Source organism: Paenibacillus nicotianae (assembly GCF_042681745.1).
Classification (GTDB): domain Bacteria; phylum Bacillota; class Bacilli; order Paenibacillales; family Paenibacillaceae; genus Saccharibacillus; species Saccharibacillus nicotianae.
Genome location: NZ_JBHUGF010000010.1, coordinates 2590282 through 2608378, shown reverse-complemented (window position 1 = coordinate 2608378; position 18097 = coordinate 2590282). Strand labels below are relative to the sequence as shown.

The window sequence follows — 18097 nt, the reverse complement described above, 5'->3', positions numbered from 1 at the left end:
TTACTTAACAGTGTAAAGTGTCCGATAAAATAGTAGATTTAATGAAAAAAATGTCGTATGAAGGTGGAAAATGTCAATGACAACTAAGATTCTGTTACCTTTTACCAAATTAATATCTAGACTGAATTATGCACAAAAATTTATACTGATTAGTTTTTTGTTCTGCATTCCGATTATTATGCTATTTGTGATTTGGTTTAACACACATCAAGAAAAAATTGATATTACTTATCAAGAGCAAAAAGGGATCACTTCGATTAATAGTATTATTCCTCTTTTTTTGAAAGTTCAAGAACATCGCGCATTATATAGCAGGTATACAAATGGATCAACAAATGTGAAATCAGATATCGAAACGACTGAAAAAGAAATCGATACACAAATTCAAACGATCAATCAAGTTGTGGCTCAAAATGGATTTGCTGATTCTAGCAAGCAATGGCAAACGATCCAAGCCGATTGGAAGACTCTACAAACAGAACAATTCTCATTAAATAATGTAGACAGCTTTAATCGTCATACCGCTATTATTAATAAAATGAATAATTTTGTACTGATTACAGCAGATGATTCAGGCATGTCGCTAGATACAGAGATTGATTCTTATTATTTAATGGATATTTTCGTGAATCGATTAACTCAGATTATGGAAAAAAATGCTCAACTTCGTGGCGAAGGTTTGAACATTTTACAAAATAAAAAAATAACAGAAACTGAATTGATTGATATTTTATTAGAAAAAGGTCAAATGCAAGCTCTTCGTGACGGCATTGCGGATTCTCTGGACACAGCGTATAAAAATAACAGTCAATTAGAAAGTATTTTAGGTGCACAAGGCAAAACAACACTTGCAACATTAGATCAATTCCTAGTAACTGTAAATAATGATCTTGTCACAGATAAAACGTTCTCTACAACAGCAAATGCATTTTATGATGATGCAACTAAGACCATAGATGCTACACATACCTTTACGAATAGTATATCTAATGAGTTGAATGAATTGTTGCAACAACGAATCCAACGTTTACATGAATCAAGAAATATTGTTATCGCAATTACTGTACTTGCTTTATTATTAGTGACTTTGTTTTATCCTGCTTTTTACCGAAGTGTTCGTGAAGCTGTACAGCGTTTACGTGAAGGGGCTACTGCAATGGCATCAGGTGATTTATCTCAGCATATTGATCTTACTACTCAAGACGAGCTTCGTCAGGTGGGGGATGCTTTTAATCAGACAATCCAAGAATTGAATCTATTATTACGTCGTAATCAGGATATTGCTGCGCAATCCTCAGCGGCTTCTGTCCAACTTAAAGATGTCTCCAATGAATCTACTCAAGCGATGCAACAAATCGCGGAGGCTATTCAAAGCGTGTCTTCAGGAACCGATAGTCAGAAAAAAGCAACCGAAGAAACCTCGAATGCAATGAACGAAATGTCAGTTGGAATCGCTCGGATTGCGGAATCGGCATCAGAAGTTGCTGAATCTTCTATTCAAGCTACAGGACGTGCTCAATTTGGCGATCAACAATTAGTATCTGCTGTCAACCAAATGGAAAGTATTCGTTATTCAGTTCATCAATCCGGTGATACAGTCAAAGTCTTAGCAGAGCATTCTAAAGAAATTGGACAGATTGTTACTACCATTATGAATATAGCTGCTCAGACTCAATTGTTGTCACTGAATGCAAATATTGAAGCGGCTCGTGCAGGGGAGCATGGACGTGGATTCGCTGTTGTAGCTGGTGAAGTTGGTAAATTAGCAGAACAGACCAAATCATCTGTTAGTTTGATTTCTCGTCTGGTTGAAGATATCGAACAATTGGTTCAAAAAGCGGTTCTTTCTATGGAACAGACGCATACTGAAACAGAAAGTGGTATTCAAGCGATTCAACAAGCTCACCATACACTGAATGAAATTTTAAGTGCTACACAGTTAGTTAGCGCTCAGATTCAAGAAGTATCAGCAACATCAGAAGAAATATCCGCAGGAATGGAAGAAGTCACTGCTTCTATTGTAGAAGTATCTGAAGTGTCTGTACGGACATCTGATGAAGCAGAGACGATGGCTGCGGCAACCGAGCAACAACTGGCTTCTATGGAAGAGATTAATGCTTCTGCTGAATCACTAAGTGCAATGTCGAGACAATTAGAAGACGATCTCAGTAAATTTAAGTTGCGTGATTAATACCATATAGATTCCATAAAAAAAAATCATCTGCTCTGTAACTATAGAGCAGATGATCTTTTTGAATTTCAAACCTTATTCTTTTTTAAGCAGAGACACTAGCCGTTCGTACCAACTCTCGAATAAGAGGATGAACAATCGATTGGAAAGCAGATCGTTCGGGCTGGAACAACGTTCCAATATAAAAAGGGTGATCTTCCAGTTCAGCGATTCGTGCTTCACCATTCAAATCGGTAGCGCTAATATGTAGACCATGCTGTGCAAAAAGAGGGCGGAATGCTGGATTCAATCCATAGTTGCAAATACCATATTGTTCTTGAATTTCGGTTGCATTATAAATTCGAGCAATTCTGGATGCTGGAACGAGTACAAATTGATGAGTTTGTTCATTCATCGAACAAGACAAAGGAGTGACAATGAGTGTCGAAGCATCCGGGCTAGATTCAGCATGTTCAGCGTCAGTTAGTCCAATCACGTGACGGGCGAATTCAATCAGCATATGCTGATAACCACCACAAGTACCTAGAAAAGGAACCTGATGTTCTCTGGCATAACGAATACCTGCCAGTGCGCCATCCATACTAACATAAGGAGTTGCAGGAGCTGCCCATAGACCATCAAAAGATTTCAGTTGTTCTGTAACATTAGATTCAAGTTGTGGTGTGGGAATCCATTCGATATCTACCGTCACTTCTAGATCATTTGCTACTAATTGCAAAGCTTGCGGAATAGCGATATGTGCTTTGACTTCTGAACTATAATCTCCGATGACTCCAATACGTACCATACAATCCAGCTCCTTTAATATAAATAAAGATTGTTGAATATTTCAGTTATTATGACTGAATATATCTATTCAACAACCTTTTGGCAACTCTAAAATAAATCGTTAACAATCAAGCTTGAGTCTGGGGTTTGAATCCTTCTTCTTTGAGATAGTCACCAGCTTCGCTACGAGATTCAAAAGCCATATCTAGATTAAGACCGGAATAAACACACCACATCTCATCTTCATATTTCAAAGTTAAAATATGTCCATCTTCATCAATCCATGTACCACCTGTAGAAGTGGTAGTGGCTAATTTGAAAGAAGCTTTAGCTGCTGCTTGCTCTTTCGACTCTACAGCTTTGTGATTGTATGACATAGCTTGGATTGTCTCATCAAGTAGAGTGCGTAATTGTTCTTCAGAATAGTCGCGGATATTGACAAATCCTTTATCATCGGTCTCATAGTTATGCAATAATCCAGCATAGATATAACCATTACCATTCGGATGAATATGGAAAGCGACAATCTTTTTCTCATAGGCACTGTCCTCATAATGAAAATTCACACGACCTAGAGAAACATCTTTGCGTTGCAGTTGTGGATATGATTGTAGCAGTTCAAGCTTTTGTTCAAAATTAAGCATAATAGCCTCCTGTAAATAATGAGTAGTGGTGATTATAACATACGTAAAAAGAGATAAGCATCAAAAAACAGGTGCAGTCTAGCACCTGTTTTCGTAACAGCATACATGATCACTTAGTTAGATTCAGGCACATCTTTAAAAGGATGTTTGAAGCTTTTCGGAATATCCGTTTCAAAGCGCATGGTTTCTCCGGTAACCGGATGAATAAAGGAGAGGACGCGTGCATGTAGACCAAGTCGACCGACCCCTTGAGCACGAGCACCATACTTTTTATCACCAACGATAGGATGTCCTAGATCTTCCATATGAACACGAATCTGATTTTTGCGTCCTGTTTCTAAACGAACTTCTAATAAAGAATATTCGCGTGTTTTTTGCAATCGTTTGAAATGAGTAATAGCATGTTGTCCACCATTATCATGAGCGTTGGAGAACATTTTAAGCGTTTTGCTTTCTTTAAGCCATGAAGAGATCGTTCCTTCAGGCTTTTTCACTTCGCCTTCAACCAGAGCGACATAGGTGCGTTCTTCTACACTTTCGCGCCATGTAGTTTGCAATTGTTGTTGAACTTCATGAGATTTGGCGAACATCATTACACCGGATGTGTCTCGATCTAAGCGGTGAACTACAAAGATACGTTGTTCAGGATCAGTCGCACGTACATGCTCGGTAAGCTGACGATAAGCGGTGATATCTTTTTCTTTATCCGATGCGATCGATAGTAGTCCAGCATCTTTGTGAATCACGATCAAATGCTCATCTTCAAACATAATCGACAAACCGACCATAGCAGGTGCGGCAACCGGTGGTTCTTTGTGAACCATTACTTCTTGACCGGGACGAAGCATATGATTGTACGCTGTAACGGTTTTTTCATTAATAATGACCTGACCACGCGCCAATATCGATTTTACCGAGTTACGGCTGATGTGTGTAAGATGATCCAGCAAAAAAGGAAGAAGTTCTGTTGCTTCTTTCACTGTATAGACCGTAGGTGGAAGTGGCTTGCCACGATAGGAACCATTGCGAGATGAACTGCTTTTCGCTCTGGATGAGTTAGTGCCTGGTTTACTTTTATGACCTGATTTTGTTGGTTTGGAACGATTTGAAGATGACTGAGAACGGGAATTTTTCTTTTGCATAAGCTATGAGCCTCCTGTAATTAACCCCTTCACTATATCATGGAGATAGTGATCTTGCACCCGTATTTGTTAATTCTGTTATTTTGGGTAAGATGAAAGTAAATCTAGCTCCTCCAAGCGGGGAAGAAGTACATAGAAGCTCTGCCTGCAAATGAGATGCAATTTGTTGACAGATCGCAAGTCCTAGCCCGGTGACTCCACTTTTACCTGTATAAAAGCGCTGGAAAATCTGTTGCTGTTCTTCCTCTGATAGTCCTTCACCATCATCGTCGATATGAATACACCATGATTGCTGATCTGAAGTTGGTTCGATAATCAACTTTACCCGTGTAGCAGTATGACGAACAGCATTTTGAAGCAAATTCAGCAAAATTTGAAAAACTTGTTCCGCCGCAATCGCTATAACCAGTGAAGGGCCGATAACTTGTAGCTGAATATGGCGTTGTTGTGCCGCCGGTTGTAGTAAATGAATCGCTTCTTCTGCCATCGTTTTGAGATCGATAGTGGTCTGTTGCCAGACTTCATCTACACTTTCGAGTCTGGACAATTGCAGTAATTTTTCAACCATATGAATCAAGCGTTTCGATTGAGTGGTAATAATCTCTAATCCTTGATCGGTCGTAACAACCTGATCTTGGATCGCATAGACATACCCTTGAATCGACATCAGCGGTGTTTTCAATTCATGGGATACATTTTGCAAAAATTCAATCTGGTATTGATGTTGTCGCTGTAATCGGTCTGCCATTAATTGAAAGGTACTGATCAATTCTCCAATTTCGGTATGATCTGCTTGTAAAAAGTGTTCATTAGGCTGTAAATGAGGTTCATACCGACTGACTGCTTCTTTTAACCGATTGAGTGGTTGTACCATACGCCATACAGCAAAAAAAGCAATAAACAAAATAACGATAAAGCTAGCACCAATCGATAATAAAGTGGTTCGTAGCAAAGGAATATAGAGAGCACGTACCGATGATAATGGAGAATATAGAATCACACGAAAGGGTTGATGATTGAGTTGAGCTTCACTGTATAACACTTTACTGCCATTTAACTGCATATATCCTTGATGATTACTGGAAAAGTTTTTGAGGATTTTACCATTGTTTTGCGTATTGCTGGAAGTGATAATTTTATTGTTTTTATCGAGTACAAAATAATCAGCATAAAACAAAATATCTTTGATAAAAAAGCGAAAGTCTGTACTATCAAGCCCATCAATATCTTGATCTTTCAAAATATGCGCTGCTTTGATCGTCTGAGCAGATAATTGCTGTTTGACTTGATTGAGTAAAATATCATCCATTAATTGTACAAAGAAAAAGACGGTAATTCCTACCGTCATCAACATACCTACACAAAGTGACAGCAACATTTTGCCACGAATCGTTTTCATTATTCATGTACAGCGGCTTTGTAGCCGAATCCCCATACGGTATCTATCGTTAGCGTTGACTGATATTGAACTAATTTTTTGCGAATCCGTTTGACCAGATCATCCACGACTCGTAATTCTCCAAAAAAATCATAATTCCACACTTGTTGAATCAATTGTTCTCTACTGAATGGACGCTGTAGATGAGTCGCCAAAAATAATAGCAATTCAAATTCACGTGAAGTAAAATACAACTCGTTATTCTGGATTAACACTTGCCGAAATTCTTCTGAGATCGATAAATTACCTGCATAGACATAAGAGGTGGAAGTTTCAGTCACAGGTGGTGTTGTCGTATCTGCAACAGTAGACACGCTAATCGGGTTGCTTGCACGTTTGCCGGTGTCGATTAAGCGAAGCATCGCTTTTACACGCGCCACCAATTCGCGAGGATTAAAAGGTTTACTCAAAAAGTCATTACAACCCAATTCCAAACCGTTGATCCGATCAACTTCTTCACCACGCGCTGAGATCATAATAATAGGAATACCTGTAAATGTACGAAGTTCCGTTAATAAAGTAAGCCCATCTATACCAGGCATCATAATATCTAAAATTAAACAATCGGGATGTTCATGTTGTACTTGTTCAACCAATTGTTGCCCGTGAGCAAAAGAAACTACTTCATACTGTTCTTTGCGTAAATACTCAGAAATTAATTGCAAAATAGACGGATCATCATCAACTACAAATAGTTTGGTCATGGCGGTAACTCCTTATCGTTCCAGAGATATAAACGTTCTAATCTTAATGTAGCAGAGCAGGGTCACCAATATCAAAGTTTGCCTAAAGCAAAAAGACAGGAACCTGCTAGGCAGTCCCGTCTTTAAGAGTGAGTTTTAGTCATAACTTAGCAAGTTTACATGTCTAGCTAAAAGGAATTTGATGTATTTACATGATCCTTTTATTTGTGTGTTGTTGTTTTTGCAGGTGTTGTTGCTTTAGTTACGGGTGCTTTGGTAGCAGTTGATTTTGTAGTTGTTGCTTTGTGAGCAACCACTTTTGGATGAGCTACTTTTTTGTAAGTCACTTTTTTAGCGTTGTGTTTAGCAACGACTGGTTTAGTTACATGACGAGCTGCTTTGTGTTTTGGAGCTTTAGTCACTACTTTGTGTGTAGTATTTGCTTTTTTGTGAGTCGTTGCTTTAGTAGCAGTTGCTTTTTTAACATTGTGTTTGGCAACGACTGGTTTAGCTACGTGACGAGCTGCTTTGTGTTTTGGAGCAGTTGTTACCACTTTGTGTGTAGTACCTGCTTTTTTATGAGCAGTAGCTTTTTTGTGCGTCGTTTTTGTAGCATGATGTTTGGTTGCTACTGATTTAGATACATGACGAGCTGCTTTGTGTTTTGGAGTAGTCGTCACGACTTTATGTGTAGTACCTGCTGTTTTGTGAGCTGTTGCTTTTTTATGAGCCGCTTTGGTTGCTTTATGTTTTGCTTTTGTAGCTTTGTGTTTTGCTTTATGAGCGGCTTTCGTAGCTTTGTGTTTCGCTTTCGTTGCTCTGTGTTTGGCTGTGACTATTTTTGCTGTTTTAGCAGTTGATTTTGTAGGCATTGTTACTTTTTTAGCAGGAGTTGCTGTTGTTTTATGAGTTGTTGTTACAGGTATAGTCGTTTTTTGAGTTGCTGGAGTCGTTGTAGTTGGCGTCGCTGCAAAAGCGCTTGTTGCTCCTCCTAGCACACTGATTGTTGTTAATAATACTGCTGCATTTTTTGTCCATTTTTTCATTGGAATCACCTCTTCTTAGAATGTAAATTCATCTTATCAAGAGGTTATGTGAGAATGATGGAATAGATGTGTGAAAAGTGTATGAAATAATAAAGTAAATGATATCTCTGTCTGGAACAACATTATTTTAACTTTTCGTTTGCTATCGTTAAAGTATTTCTTCTATATCTAGATTGTACTTTCATAATGATTGCGAACGAGACAGTGATCACGACCGGATACAAAATAGCCCAACCTGTAAATGGAAAAATAATAGCGGTAGCTATAAAAGACATCCAGCTAATAATTAATCCAAAACGACTTTCACGCAATAAACGAATCCCTGCCGCACATCCACAAAGATAGGTCAAAATGAAAGTCGCATTCGGCAATTGAATCAATGTAGTCAATGAAACGATATGAGTAGCATACAAAACAATAATCAATCCAAAACAAACACCTAAAAAAAGAATACCACCTACAGGTGTATTGTATGTAGGAGATAATATACTCATCCATTGAGGAGCATACTGTTGTCTGGATAATGCAAAAGCAACACGAGAAGAAGCACCTATATATACAATAATAGTAGCTGTACAAATAAAGACACCGGTAACTCCAGCTAATACAGCACCCCATGAACCAAGCAGACGACTGATAATCCAGACCAATGATGCATCCGATCCGCCTAACAGATAACTTTGTGTGCCTACAGTCGCCAGTGCAGTTAGAAAATACAAAATACCTACGATAATCGCGGCGATCACCACACCGCGAATAGCTGCTTGACGTGGATCTTTAAATTCTTCTGACAGATGAGATACTGCTTCCCAGCCAATAAAGCACCAGAACAAAATTGCAGCCGCTTGACCGATACTTGTCCAACCATGAGGCATAAATGGAGTGAAATGAATCATTTGAATTTCAGGAGCAGCAGCGATAATAGCAAATGTAAGTACAGCGATAATCGAAATAACGACAGCTATTTGAATTTTGCCAGCGAGTTGCATGCCGAACCAGTTGGTGATTAATCCCACCAATAGCATCACGATCGCTATTCCCATCCGAGTCGTTTCATTCCACCCCATAGCTGCTGTCATATAACCTGCACCGGTAAGAGCGGCTACCGGTGCACCGATAGGAATCGATAATAAGAAAAACCAACCGACCAAAACACCTGCACGCGAACCAAAAGCGAGATGTACAAAATGAGAGACTCCACCTGCATTGGGGAATTTGGCAGCTAATAATCCCATCGCCAAAGCCATTGGCAATATCAATAACGTCATAAATCCCCATGCAATCAGTGAAGCAGGCCCTGCCATTTGAGCTGCTAATCCAGGACCAAGCAGAACGCCTGATCCTAGAACAGCTCCGATATATAGAGCGACAGCTTGTGGTAAACCGATCGTCCGTTTTAGATTCGATGAATGTGAAGTTGTCATTTTATTTTCCTGCTTTCCTTGTCATTTGTTATAGAGTAGCAGATAATATTGCTATCGGAAAAACAGAAATTTCAAATGCAATCCATCTAAAAAACCGATGGGAGAGTTGAGTATGGAATCCAGACATTTATTTACCTTTCTTGTTGTAGTGGAAGTAGGAAGCTTTACACGTGCAGCCCAACGCCTAGATTATGCACAATCTAGTATCACTGCACAGATTCAAGCGCTTGAAGCAGAGCTGGGTACACCTCTATTTGATCGCATGAACAAAAAGATTTTACTGACCGATGCAGGTCGTCGCTTACTTCCGTATGCACAAGAAATATCTAAAATGCACGCATTAGCCAAAGACGCAATTCGTTCGGATGCAGAAATGTCGGGTACATTAACTATAGGGGCTCCAGAATCACTGGCTGCGTTTCGATTGCCTAATATTATTCGTGAATATCGCACCCATTATCCAGCCGTCAAAATTATTCTCAAACCTGGAGCATGTCCAGAATTGTTAGAAATGATTCGTAGTGGAGCGTTAGATATGGCGTTTCTTTTGCAACCAGAAATGGAAGATCGGGAATTGCATATCGAGACACTTGTGTATGAAAAGATGGCGATGATTGCACCTATTGATCACCCATTGGTCGGTCGAACTACTATTGTTCCAGAAGACTTGCGTACCGAGACGATTTTGCATACTGAATCCGGTTGTACGTATCGCACACTATTTGAACAATATTTAAATAGTCATGGAATTTTTCCTGATCCCAGTCTGGAATTTTGGAGTATAGAAGCTATCAAGCAATGCGTAATGGCAGGATTGGGCATTTCTTTTTTACCCCTTGTCGCAGTAGAACGCGAACTGCAAGAACACAAATTAGCACGATTGGATTGGGATGATCGTGAGCAACAAGTGTATACCCAACTGAGTTATCATTTAAAAAAATGGCAATCACCTGCTTTGGATGCTTTTCTAAACATCGTGCATCGTCATGCTTCTGAATGGCAACGCGCCCCTTTGTATCAATACAGTGTAAATATCGATCATATCGAATGACAGGAGAGAAACTATGATGCATAAAGTAGAACATTTAGATCATTTGGAAAAAGGAATACGTCAACTGGTAGAAGAGTTTGTAGAAGCAGGTCGTCCGTCTGTTCTTCATCAAAGTATACAAGAACGTCGCGCAGGATATCTGAGTACAGTAGCGTTAGCAGGAGACAAAGTAGAGCTTTATTCTATTCGCGATGTAACGATGGATAATATGACGCTACGTATTTATCAGTCGGTAGATCAGTCTGACTTACCTGTATTAATCTATTATCATGGTGGATGCTTTGTAAGCGGAGACTTGGAGACTCATGATCAGCAGATGCGTCAATTGGCTTATGAAGGTAAAGCTCTAGTTATTGCTGTGCATTATCGATTAGCACCAGAATATACATATCCAACTGCACATGATGATGCACTACGTGCAGTACAGATTGTTCGAGAACATGTAACAGCATGGGGTGGAGATCGCAACCGCATCACAATTGCAGGAGACAGCGCAGGCGGACATCTAGCTCTGGTTACATGCTTACGGTTAAAAGAGCAGGGCGATTGGTTGCCACAGCGTCAGATTCTTATTTATCCTATGCTGGATGCCAGCGGGACAAGCACAACGTATGCACAGTATGGGAATGATTATATTGTGACTAGAGATGTACTGATTAGTGGATATGAAGCTTATTTTGGCGATTTACCTTTAGATCATCCAGAAGTAAGCCCATTATATGCAGAAGATCTAACCGGACTTCCAGAAACCTATATGTTAACGGCTGAATTTGATCCGTTGTTATTTGAAAATGAAGCTTTTTATCGCAAATTATTACTAGCAGATGTAAATGCACATTGTCGTCGTTATCTCGGTGTGAATCATGGATTTTTCCAAATGGCAGGTATTAGTATCGCAGCCAGACAATCTTTGCATGATGTAGCGACAATGATCTACCGTTAAACGATAACGATTCAAATGTCGTATTCCATATCAATTAGATAGTTATAGTAGACAGACACAACAAACAGACCTTCTACTGTGGGAGGTCTGTTTGTTGTGTCTGATAAACTATCTATGGTATAGCTTTTTACTTAACTGTTTGATAGAAAAGGTGATGATTATCGCGATACATATCTATCTTGATCTAGATACATAGTTCAGCGCCTTCTTGCGCAAACATAAACCGGATCATCGGGCTAATGATTGAGTGCAATACCGACATATGACCTTCACCTTCAAATTCGATATGTTCTACACGTATAACACTTTTACTTTGAGACGATTTTATTTGCTCATAAAATAAACGGGTATCAGTAAGCATTGATTCATGCTCATTGGTTCCAATAGCAAGCATAAGCTGTATCTGGAGATTCTCATCCGTAAGACGTTGTTGCAGAGCAGGTAATAGATCAAAAAGAACACGATTTTTCCACCAGAAGGAAGGGCTTCCGGCGATATATGTCTGAAATAGAGTAGGACGTGTAATCAACGTATATAAAGTGAAAAATCCTCCTAATGAATGACCGAACAATCCTTGTTGTTGGGGATGAACAGGATATCGATTGTGAATCTCGGGCATTAATTCGGATGCTATAAAATCTAGCAAATCATCGGCTCCTCCATTACAAGGCCATGACGTTCCATCCGGTCGTAAGCCTGATTGAATATCAGGTATCGTCAAATCACGAAAACGTCGCTCAGATACAAAAGGTTCATCGGTTAAATAACCGATACTTACCACTATGCCTGAAGGTAGACCGCGTGGATGACGAGTCTGTAAGCGCATCGCCTCGGCAATAGACCCGAAGTAAGCATTACCATCTACAGTATAAAGTACAGAGTATCCTTCAACAGGTGCTGGCTTGGTCGGTACATAGACAAAAATATGATAATCTAACCCTGTCTGCTTGGAACGCATAACAAATGTATCTGTCGCTGGAATAGCATAACGTTGCGATATTGGATGATCTGGCTTTGCACTAGAAGAGTCTGTATAAGTAGCACCAAAAAGAAATTGTAATGCTTTGATAAAATGTTGTGTCATAAACATCAGATCATGAGTACCGCCATCTTCAATATCTAGCAAAAGATGATCTGTAGGAAACCCTTTGGCTTGCCACAATTCACAAGTATTCAATACATGCTTGACCATATGTTGTTGAGCATTTTGTTTGTATAATCCTTCACGATTGCCTATCGATACATACAATTTGAGAGTAGATAACGGAGCAGGATGTTCTTCAATAAAATCCATCACGCCTTCATACCAGCAAGAAGGAGAAAGCATACCCAGACAGCCAAATACATCCGGTCGCCAGTACGCGGCAAACATGCTTACTAACCCGCCCAAAGAACCACCAATCATCCCTGTATGGATAGGGTCTGTGAGTGTGCGATAACGTTGATCGATATGCGGCTTCACCTGATCGGCCAATTCATCAATATAAGATGATGCTTGTCCACCAAAAGGAGGAAATTGAGGATTCAAAGCCGGAGCTGCCCAGGGAGTATAGTCATAAGTACGCCGATCCGTATGTACGCCTACCAGAATTACTTCATGTAACCATTGTTCTCGAAATAATCGTTCAAGATAATTTTGACAATGGGTAATCAATTGACATCCATCTTGTACATAAACGACTGGATAACAACGTTCTGACAGGTGATAAGAAGGCGGTACATATACCGTTAATTTACGTCCTAATATATCTAATTGATCTGTCCGTTTCATCATATATTCTCCTTTCACGATAGACTTTTCGATAGCTGATGTTATATCAGATGTTCTATGTTATACGATCATTAGACTTGGCGACGTCTACTTAATAACCATACAAAATAAGGTGCACCTATAATAGAAAGAACGATCCCTACAGGCAATTGAGCCGGAGAAAATAAAGTACGTCCGATAAAGTCAGCAATCAGTACCAGCAAAGCACCTATTACACCGCTGAGTGGAAGAGCACGCCGATGAGCAAGCCCTACAAGCCGGGTTGCCATATGAGGAGCTATTAATCCTACAAAGCCAATACTACCCGATATAGCCACACCAGCAGCTACAAGACCTACACTGATAAACATCAATTGACTACGTTTTTTACGCAAAGGTACTCCCAGACTAAGCAACGTATGATCGCCTAAACGCATCACATCCAGCAGACGTGTCTGACAAAGCAACCATGGAAGCAACACTATAATCCATGGAAGCATAGAAAGAACAAATAGCCAGTTCGCTGAATTAAAGTTTCCAGATAACCAGGATGCCGCTTTTTCAAAATCTTGCGGGTTCATTTTGAGTGAGGCATACAAAGTAACAGCCGAGAATCCTGTAGTGATCGCGATTCCTACCAGAATCAATCGTTGTGGATTAAGCCCATTCTGATCTTTTGCCAGTAGAAAAATAAGCAACGCAGCTAACAAACCACCGATCATACCAAATAAAGGCATCATCATAATAGCTACATTTCCTGTGATATCAATCTGATCACGAATCAAAAACATAAACAACACAATAAACATACCTGCGCCTGCATTAATTCCTAGAATCCCCGGATCAGCTAATGGATTGCGAGTCAGACTTTGTACAACAGCTCCTGCTATACCCAGAGTGGCTCCAATCAGCAAACCCAATACAATACGAGGCAAGCGAAATTGAAAAATTACAATATAGTGAGAAGAATCATTCGATCTATGGAGCAATGTAGACATCATATCCATCCATGACAGTCTGAGTTCACCATAAGTAAGACCGATCCCCACGATAAGCAAAATCAATATGATTCCAATACTCATAGTCGATATATAACGTGCTTGAGAATGGTTATCCATGTCGTTGTCCTCCTTTACGGCGAATCAGGTAAAGGAAAAAAGGAACGCCGAACAAAGCAGTAATTACACCAATAGGAGTCTCAAATGGATAATTGACAAAGCGAGATAAAATATCGCAACAAGCTAAAAATAGACCGCCAAGAACGCCAGATAACGGAATAATACGGCGATAATCTGTTCCACCGATCATTTTGGCAATATGAGGAACGATCAAGCCGATAAAAGCAATCTTTCCCGCCAGAGCAACAGAAATACCGGATAACAAAGCTACTGCTATAAAAGCCGATAATTTGATAAGTTTGACCCGTTGTCCTAAGCCTGTAGATATATCCTCACCCAGAGATAACGCAGAAATAGAGCGTGCAAGGATCAACATCATCACAAAGCCTACAATAGCAAATGGAATAGATAATTGAATCAATTCAGGATCAATCTGATACAAGCGAGCATTGTACCAATAACTAATCCGCTGAGATACATGAAAATACATCGCAATTGCATCAGCCAATCCATTTAAAAACATTCCGGTTAATGTGCCTAGAATCGCCAGCACAATCGGTGACTGCGCTCCCGGGATTAGCGAAGACATGCCGAATACCAACAGCATCCCCAAAGCCGAACCTAACATAGACACGAGAATAAGACTGCTTCCATGTATAGACGGCGCAAAGATCATACATAATGTAATCGCAAATACAGAGCCATCCAATACACCAAGTAGGGAAGGGGAAGCTAGATCATTACGAGTAATTCCTTGCATCACTGCGCCAGACATTGCGAGAAAAGCACCAATTAGCAAAGCGCCTATCGCCCGAGGTAATCTGGAATGGCGTATAATCTGATGATCTACATTGCCAGCATCAAAATGAAATATAGCGTTCCAGACGTCAAGGTAGGAGATGTTTTTGGCTCCATACAGAACAGAGATCACAATAATGCCAATAGTTACTACCGGTGCAGTCCAAAAGATGACTGCCGGTAGTTTGTTGCTGTTGTACATATTCGATTCAGTACTTTCTTATTTGGATTGTAACGTATCAACAAAAGCTTGAAGAAATTGAATTTTACTATAAGCAGTTCCACCTTGAGCGAGCGGATCAACTACATTGACAAAGACATTGCCATCTTTTACCGCTTGAATACTTTGGAAAATCGGATTGTTTTGTAAATCTTCCAACGCACCGGTAGCATCTGGATTTTCATCTTCTGAAAACTGGATAAATAACACATCTGGATTCATTTGAGCAAATTGTTCGATTGAGATCGCTTCTTGTGATTTGGCAGCGGCAACTTCTGCTGGAATAGCTAACCCCAGATCGCTATACAATACAGGGTTAAAGTACAAATCAGGGCCATACAAACACACAGATCCTTCACGCATACGAACTAGCAATACTTGTTTATCTTTTAAAGTACGTTGTAAAGAAACTTTCGCTTTTGCTAAATTGGCTTTGTACGCAGTGATTTCTTGTGCTGCTTTTTTTTGCTTGCCACTGATCTCACCTAAAAGGGTTAGATTTGCTTCCCAGTTTGTAGCCACATGAGAGTAAGGAATCGTAGGGGCAATCTGTTGCAATTTTTCCAGTACCGCCGGATCGAATTTGGTTGTTCCGAGAATCACATCCGGTTTGAGCGACAAAATCTTCTCAAAGTTCGGATCAATTTTTTCTCCTATCGATTCTGCTTGGTCAGTGATGGAAGCGAACAACGGAGGGAATTTACCGGAGACAGATATCGCTCCAACAGGATGAATATCAAGTAAAATAGAATCCTCCATCGCTTCCAAAGAACCGGTAATAACGATTCGTTCTGCTTTAGCTGGAATCGTATAGGATTTGTCTAAATACGTAATAGTTCGCGTCGCTGTAGAAGCAGAATCTGTAGAAGATACAGGTGTAGTTGTTGAAGACTGAGTCCCTTCTGTTGCTGTTGACTTACCGCATGAAGCCAATAATACAAGTGTGGCCATTATACATATAGACATTACTAATTTTTTCATGATGATTATATAACTCCTCTCGATATCAGTGAGAAAGATTCTCAATAGCTATCATAGAGGTTATATTTAGCCTTTTCCATAGACAATCAACGGATAGAACATGGACTTTTGGCGGACAAATAATGTACCAGCTCTTCACGCACTCTTTTCAAAGATATAGGAGAGTATTCACGCCAGGGACTTGAACTCAGCAGATGTAATCGCTGTTGACGGATCACCTGTAGATCCAGCCAGCGAGCAGAATGATGTAATTGATGCCAGTGTTTTAACGTTTCCGAATCTTGACGAATCAAAATACAAATATGCTCTACATCGCTTGCTTGTAATTGATCCCATGTGACGATATCTTCTTCATTATCGTCTGCCGGTGTATCGGAAGGACGCTGTATCCCTAGTTCGTGATAGACATAATCCAATATGCCTGCTGAACCAAGACTATATAATTGATCACGAAGCATACGAACAAATAACACAGAAGGTCTAGCACCATCTGAACCGGTAAGTAATGATCGAGCATGTGCGGTATGTTGATCAAACGTATCGATCCATCGTGTAGCTTCTGGAATCATATGAAGGCGTTCTGCTAGCTGATATAATCCTGTGCGCCATGCTCCAGACTGTTCTGCTGGTAATGTAATGACTTGAGCATATTGACGTAACTGCTTATACTCTTCCGATTGAATATCACGGGTGCATACAATCCAATCAGGCTTGAGTTCTTCTAGCTGTCGTATAACGGTAGGATTCTGCTGATCCGAACTTCCATATTCTAAATGATAAGGAATATCTGCACCGTAACGCTCTAGATAATATCCTGACCATTTGGGATGCAGTGGAGCCGCATAAGGCACAATATCAAGTGGCAACAAATAACCAAGTGTAGACACACTCGCATACGCGGCTACTTTTTGTTTGCGTTTGTGTATATATTTTGAAGGTGATACACCTGTTTCTTTTTTAAATACACGACTAAAATAAAATTCATCCCGATAACCAACTTCATGTGCGATATCTTTCAGTTTGTAGCCTGAACGAAGCATAAGTTGTTTAGCCTGAGTAAGACGAATTTCAGTCATATATTCATGAGGACTTTGACCATAGGCTTTTTTGAATACATCAGAAAAATGCTTGGCACTGAGTCCAGCAATCTGACTTAATTGTTCTAGAGTCAGCGCTTGCTGAGGATGATCCGCAATATAATTTCGAGCACGTACCAGACCATCTTCTTGCTGAAGAGTAGATTCTTTTTTGACGGTAGCTACTTCAAACAACAATTCAGTAGCATCAATCTGGGCACGCCAGCGATGTAAGAGATGAGTGGAACGGAAAGCAGAACAAATCTGCTGACACTTTGCACTGACATATGGAAGTGTAGCTTCTGCTGGAAAATACATATGTTGTGAATCTGTAACAGACTGCAATTGCCTAGAATCGTCTGGATGCGGAATAAACAACTCTATCTGAATCATCGCTACCTGCGTATGGATATGTTCAGAGGACAAAGCAAATGTACTGCCAGAATGACACAGATAGATGGTATCGGGTCTCATAGGATAGGGGGTATTTTCACGCTTTAATATACACTCTCCTTCGATCAGGACAAGCATCGTAAGATGAGTCGCCATGATCTGTGTTAATGACATTGAAGTCTGAGCTTGTATGTGTTGAATATCTGCATGGTGCAGTTGTAAAACATAAGGATGTGCTTGAGCAGTTATCGGTATGATGTGTGGAAAGGTCAATGTTGATTCTCCTTTACATATGAAAATGATAATCATTATCATACATATTATATCAGAATTGATAAGTTGCTGAGAATTATCGTTCGTTCTCTGTTAAAATAGAAGTATAGATTTGAAGCAGAAGAAAGCAACACTTTCACTACAGAATCAGGATAAGG

At 39.8% G+C, this 18097-nt stretch carries 15 protein-coding genes; 3 read left to right on the top strand and 12 right to left on the bottom strand.

The window, feature by feature from the left end:
- The first annotated feature begins 76 nt into the window (after nt 1–76).
- Nucleotides 77–2191 (top strand): methyl-accepting chemotaxis protein, encoded by a 2115-nt coding sequence (locus tag ACFSGI_RS15675; RefSeq protein WP_204825154.1) that lies wholly within the window; start codon nt 77–79, stop codon nt 2189–2191.
- A gap of 85 nt (nt 2192–2276) precedes the next feature.
- Here ACFSGI_RS15675 and ACFSGI_RS15670 read toward each other — a convergent pair whose 3' ends face one another.
- From ACFSGI_RS15670 to ACFSGI_RS15640, 7 genes are all read right to left on the bottom strand, one after another.
- Nucleotides 2277–2978, bottom strand: coding sequence for a CTP synthase C-terminal region-related (seleno)protein (locus tag ACFSGI_RS15670; RefSeq protein WP_204825153.1), 702 nt, complete (start codon nt 2976–2978; stop codon nt 2277–2279).
- Nucleotides 2979–3087: 109 nt separating this feature from the next.
- Nucleotides 3088–3603: a hypothetical protein gene (locus ACFSGI_RS15665; RefSeq protein ID WP_204825152.1), complete on the bottom strand. Its 516-nt coding sequence runs from the start codon at nt 3601–3603 to the stop codon at nt 3088–3090.
- 113 nt (nt 3604–3716) lie between these two features.
- Nucleotides 3717–4745: an RluA family pseudouridine synthase gene (locus ACFSGI_RS15660; RefSeq protein ID WP_204825151.1), complete on the bottom strand. Its 1029-nt coding sequence runs from the start codon at nt 4743–4745 to the stop codon at nt 3717–3719.
- Nucleotides 4746–4782: 37 nt separating this feature from the next.
- Nucleotides 4783–6144: a sensor histidine kinase gene (locus ACFSGI_RS15655; protein WP_204825150.1), complete on the bottom strand. Its 1362-nt coding sequence runs from the start codon at nt 6142–6144 to the stop codon at nt 4783–4785.
- Nucleotides 6144–6887 carry a response regulator transcription factor gene (locus tag ACFSGI_RS15650; RefSeq protein WP_204825149.1) on the bottom strand — a complete coding sequence of 248 codons (744 nt, stop codon included), beginning with the start codon at nt 6885–6887 and terminating at the stop codon, nt 6144–6146. The genes ACFSGI_RS15655 and ACFSGI_RS15650 overlap by 1 nt, the downstream gene beginning before the upstream one ends.
- Nucleotides 6888–7087: 200 nt before the next feature.
- Nucleotides 7088–7912: a hypothetical protein gene (locus ACFSGI_RS15645; RefSeq protein ID WP_204825148.1), complete on the bottom strand. Its 825-nt coding sequence runs from the start codon at nt 7910–7912 to the stop codon at nt 7088–7090.
- Between the two features lie 122 nt (nt 7913–8034).
- Entirely contained in the window at nt 8035–9336 is a 1302-nt protein-coding gene (locus ACFSGI_RS15640) for an amino acid permease (RefSeq protein ID WP_204825147.1), read from the bottom strand.
- Between the two features lie 112 nt (nt 9337–9448).
- Here ACFSGI_RS15640 and ACFSGI_RS15635 point away from each other — a divergent pair, with 112 nt between their 5' ends.
- Together ACFSGI_RS15635 and ACFSGI_RS15630 are read left to right on the top strand one after the other, a co-directional pair.
- Nucleotides 9449–10387, top strand: a complete 939-nt coding sequence (locus tag ACFSGI_RS15635) for a LysR family transcriptional regulator (protein ID WP_204825146.1) — start codon at nt 9449–9451, stop codon at nt 10385–10387.
- A gap of 13 nt (nt 10388–10400) precedes the next feature.
- The gene (locus ACFSGI_RS15630) at nt 10401–11330 is read left to right on the top strand and encodes an alpha/beta hydrolase (protein ID WP_379283619.1); all 930 of its coding nucleotides are present in this window, start codon (nt 10401–10403) and stop codon (nt 11328–11330) included.
- 184 nt (nt 11331–11514) lie between these two features.
- On the opposite strand, the gene ACFSGI_RS15625 is transcribed toward ACFSGI_RS15630, so the two are convergent.
- From ACFSGI_RS15625 to ACFSGI_RS15605, 5 genes are all read right to left on the bottom strand, one after another.
- Entirely contained in the window at nt 11515–13101 is a 1587-nt protein-coding gene (locus tag ACFSGI_RS15625) for an alpha/beta hydrolase (RefSeq protein WP_379283617.1), read from the bottom strand.
- 71 nt (nt 13102–13172) lie between these two features.
- Nucleotides 13173–14198, bottom strand: coding sequence for a FecCD family ABC transporter permease (locus tag ACFSGI_RS15620; RefSeq protein WP_204825144.1), 1026 nt, complete (start codon nt 14196–14198; stop codon nt 13173–13175).
- Nucleotides 14191–15198: a FecCD family ABC transporter permease gene (locus ACFSGI_RS15615; protein WP_204825143.1), complete on the bottom strand. Its 1008-nt coding sequence runs from the start codon at nt 15196–15198 to the stop codon at nt 14191–14193. Before ACFSGI_RS15615 ends, ACFSGI_RS15620 begins: the two co-directional genes overlap by 8 nt.
- A gap of 18 nt (nt 15199–15216) precedes the next feature.
- Nucleotides 15217–16197, bottom strand: coding sequence for an ABC transporter substrate-binding protein (locus tag ACFSGI_RS15610; protein ID WP_204825142.1), 981 nt, complete (start codon nt 16195–16197; stop codon nt 15217–15219).
- An 86-nt stretch (nt 16198–16283) separates the two neighbouring features.
- A complete protein-coding gene (locus ACFSGI_RS15605) occupies nt 16284–17939 on the bottom strand; it encodes an AraC family transcriptional regulator (RefSeq protein WP_204825141.1) in 1656 nt (551 codons plus the stop codon).
- Between the last annotated feature and the right edge of the window lie 158 nt (nt 17940–18097).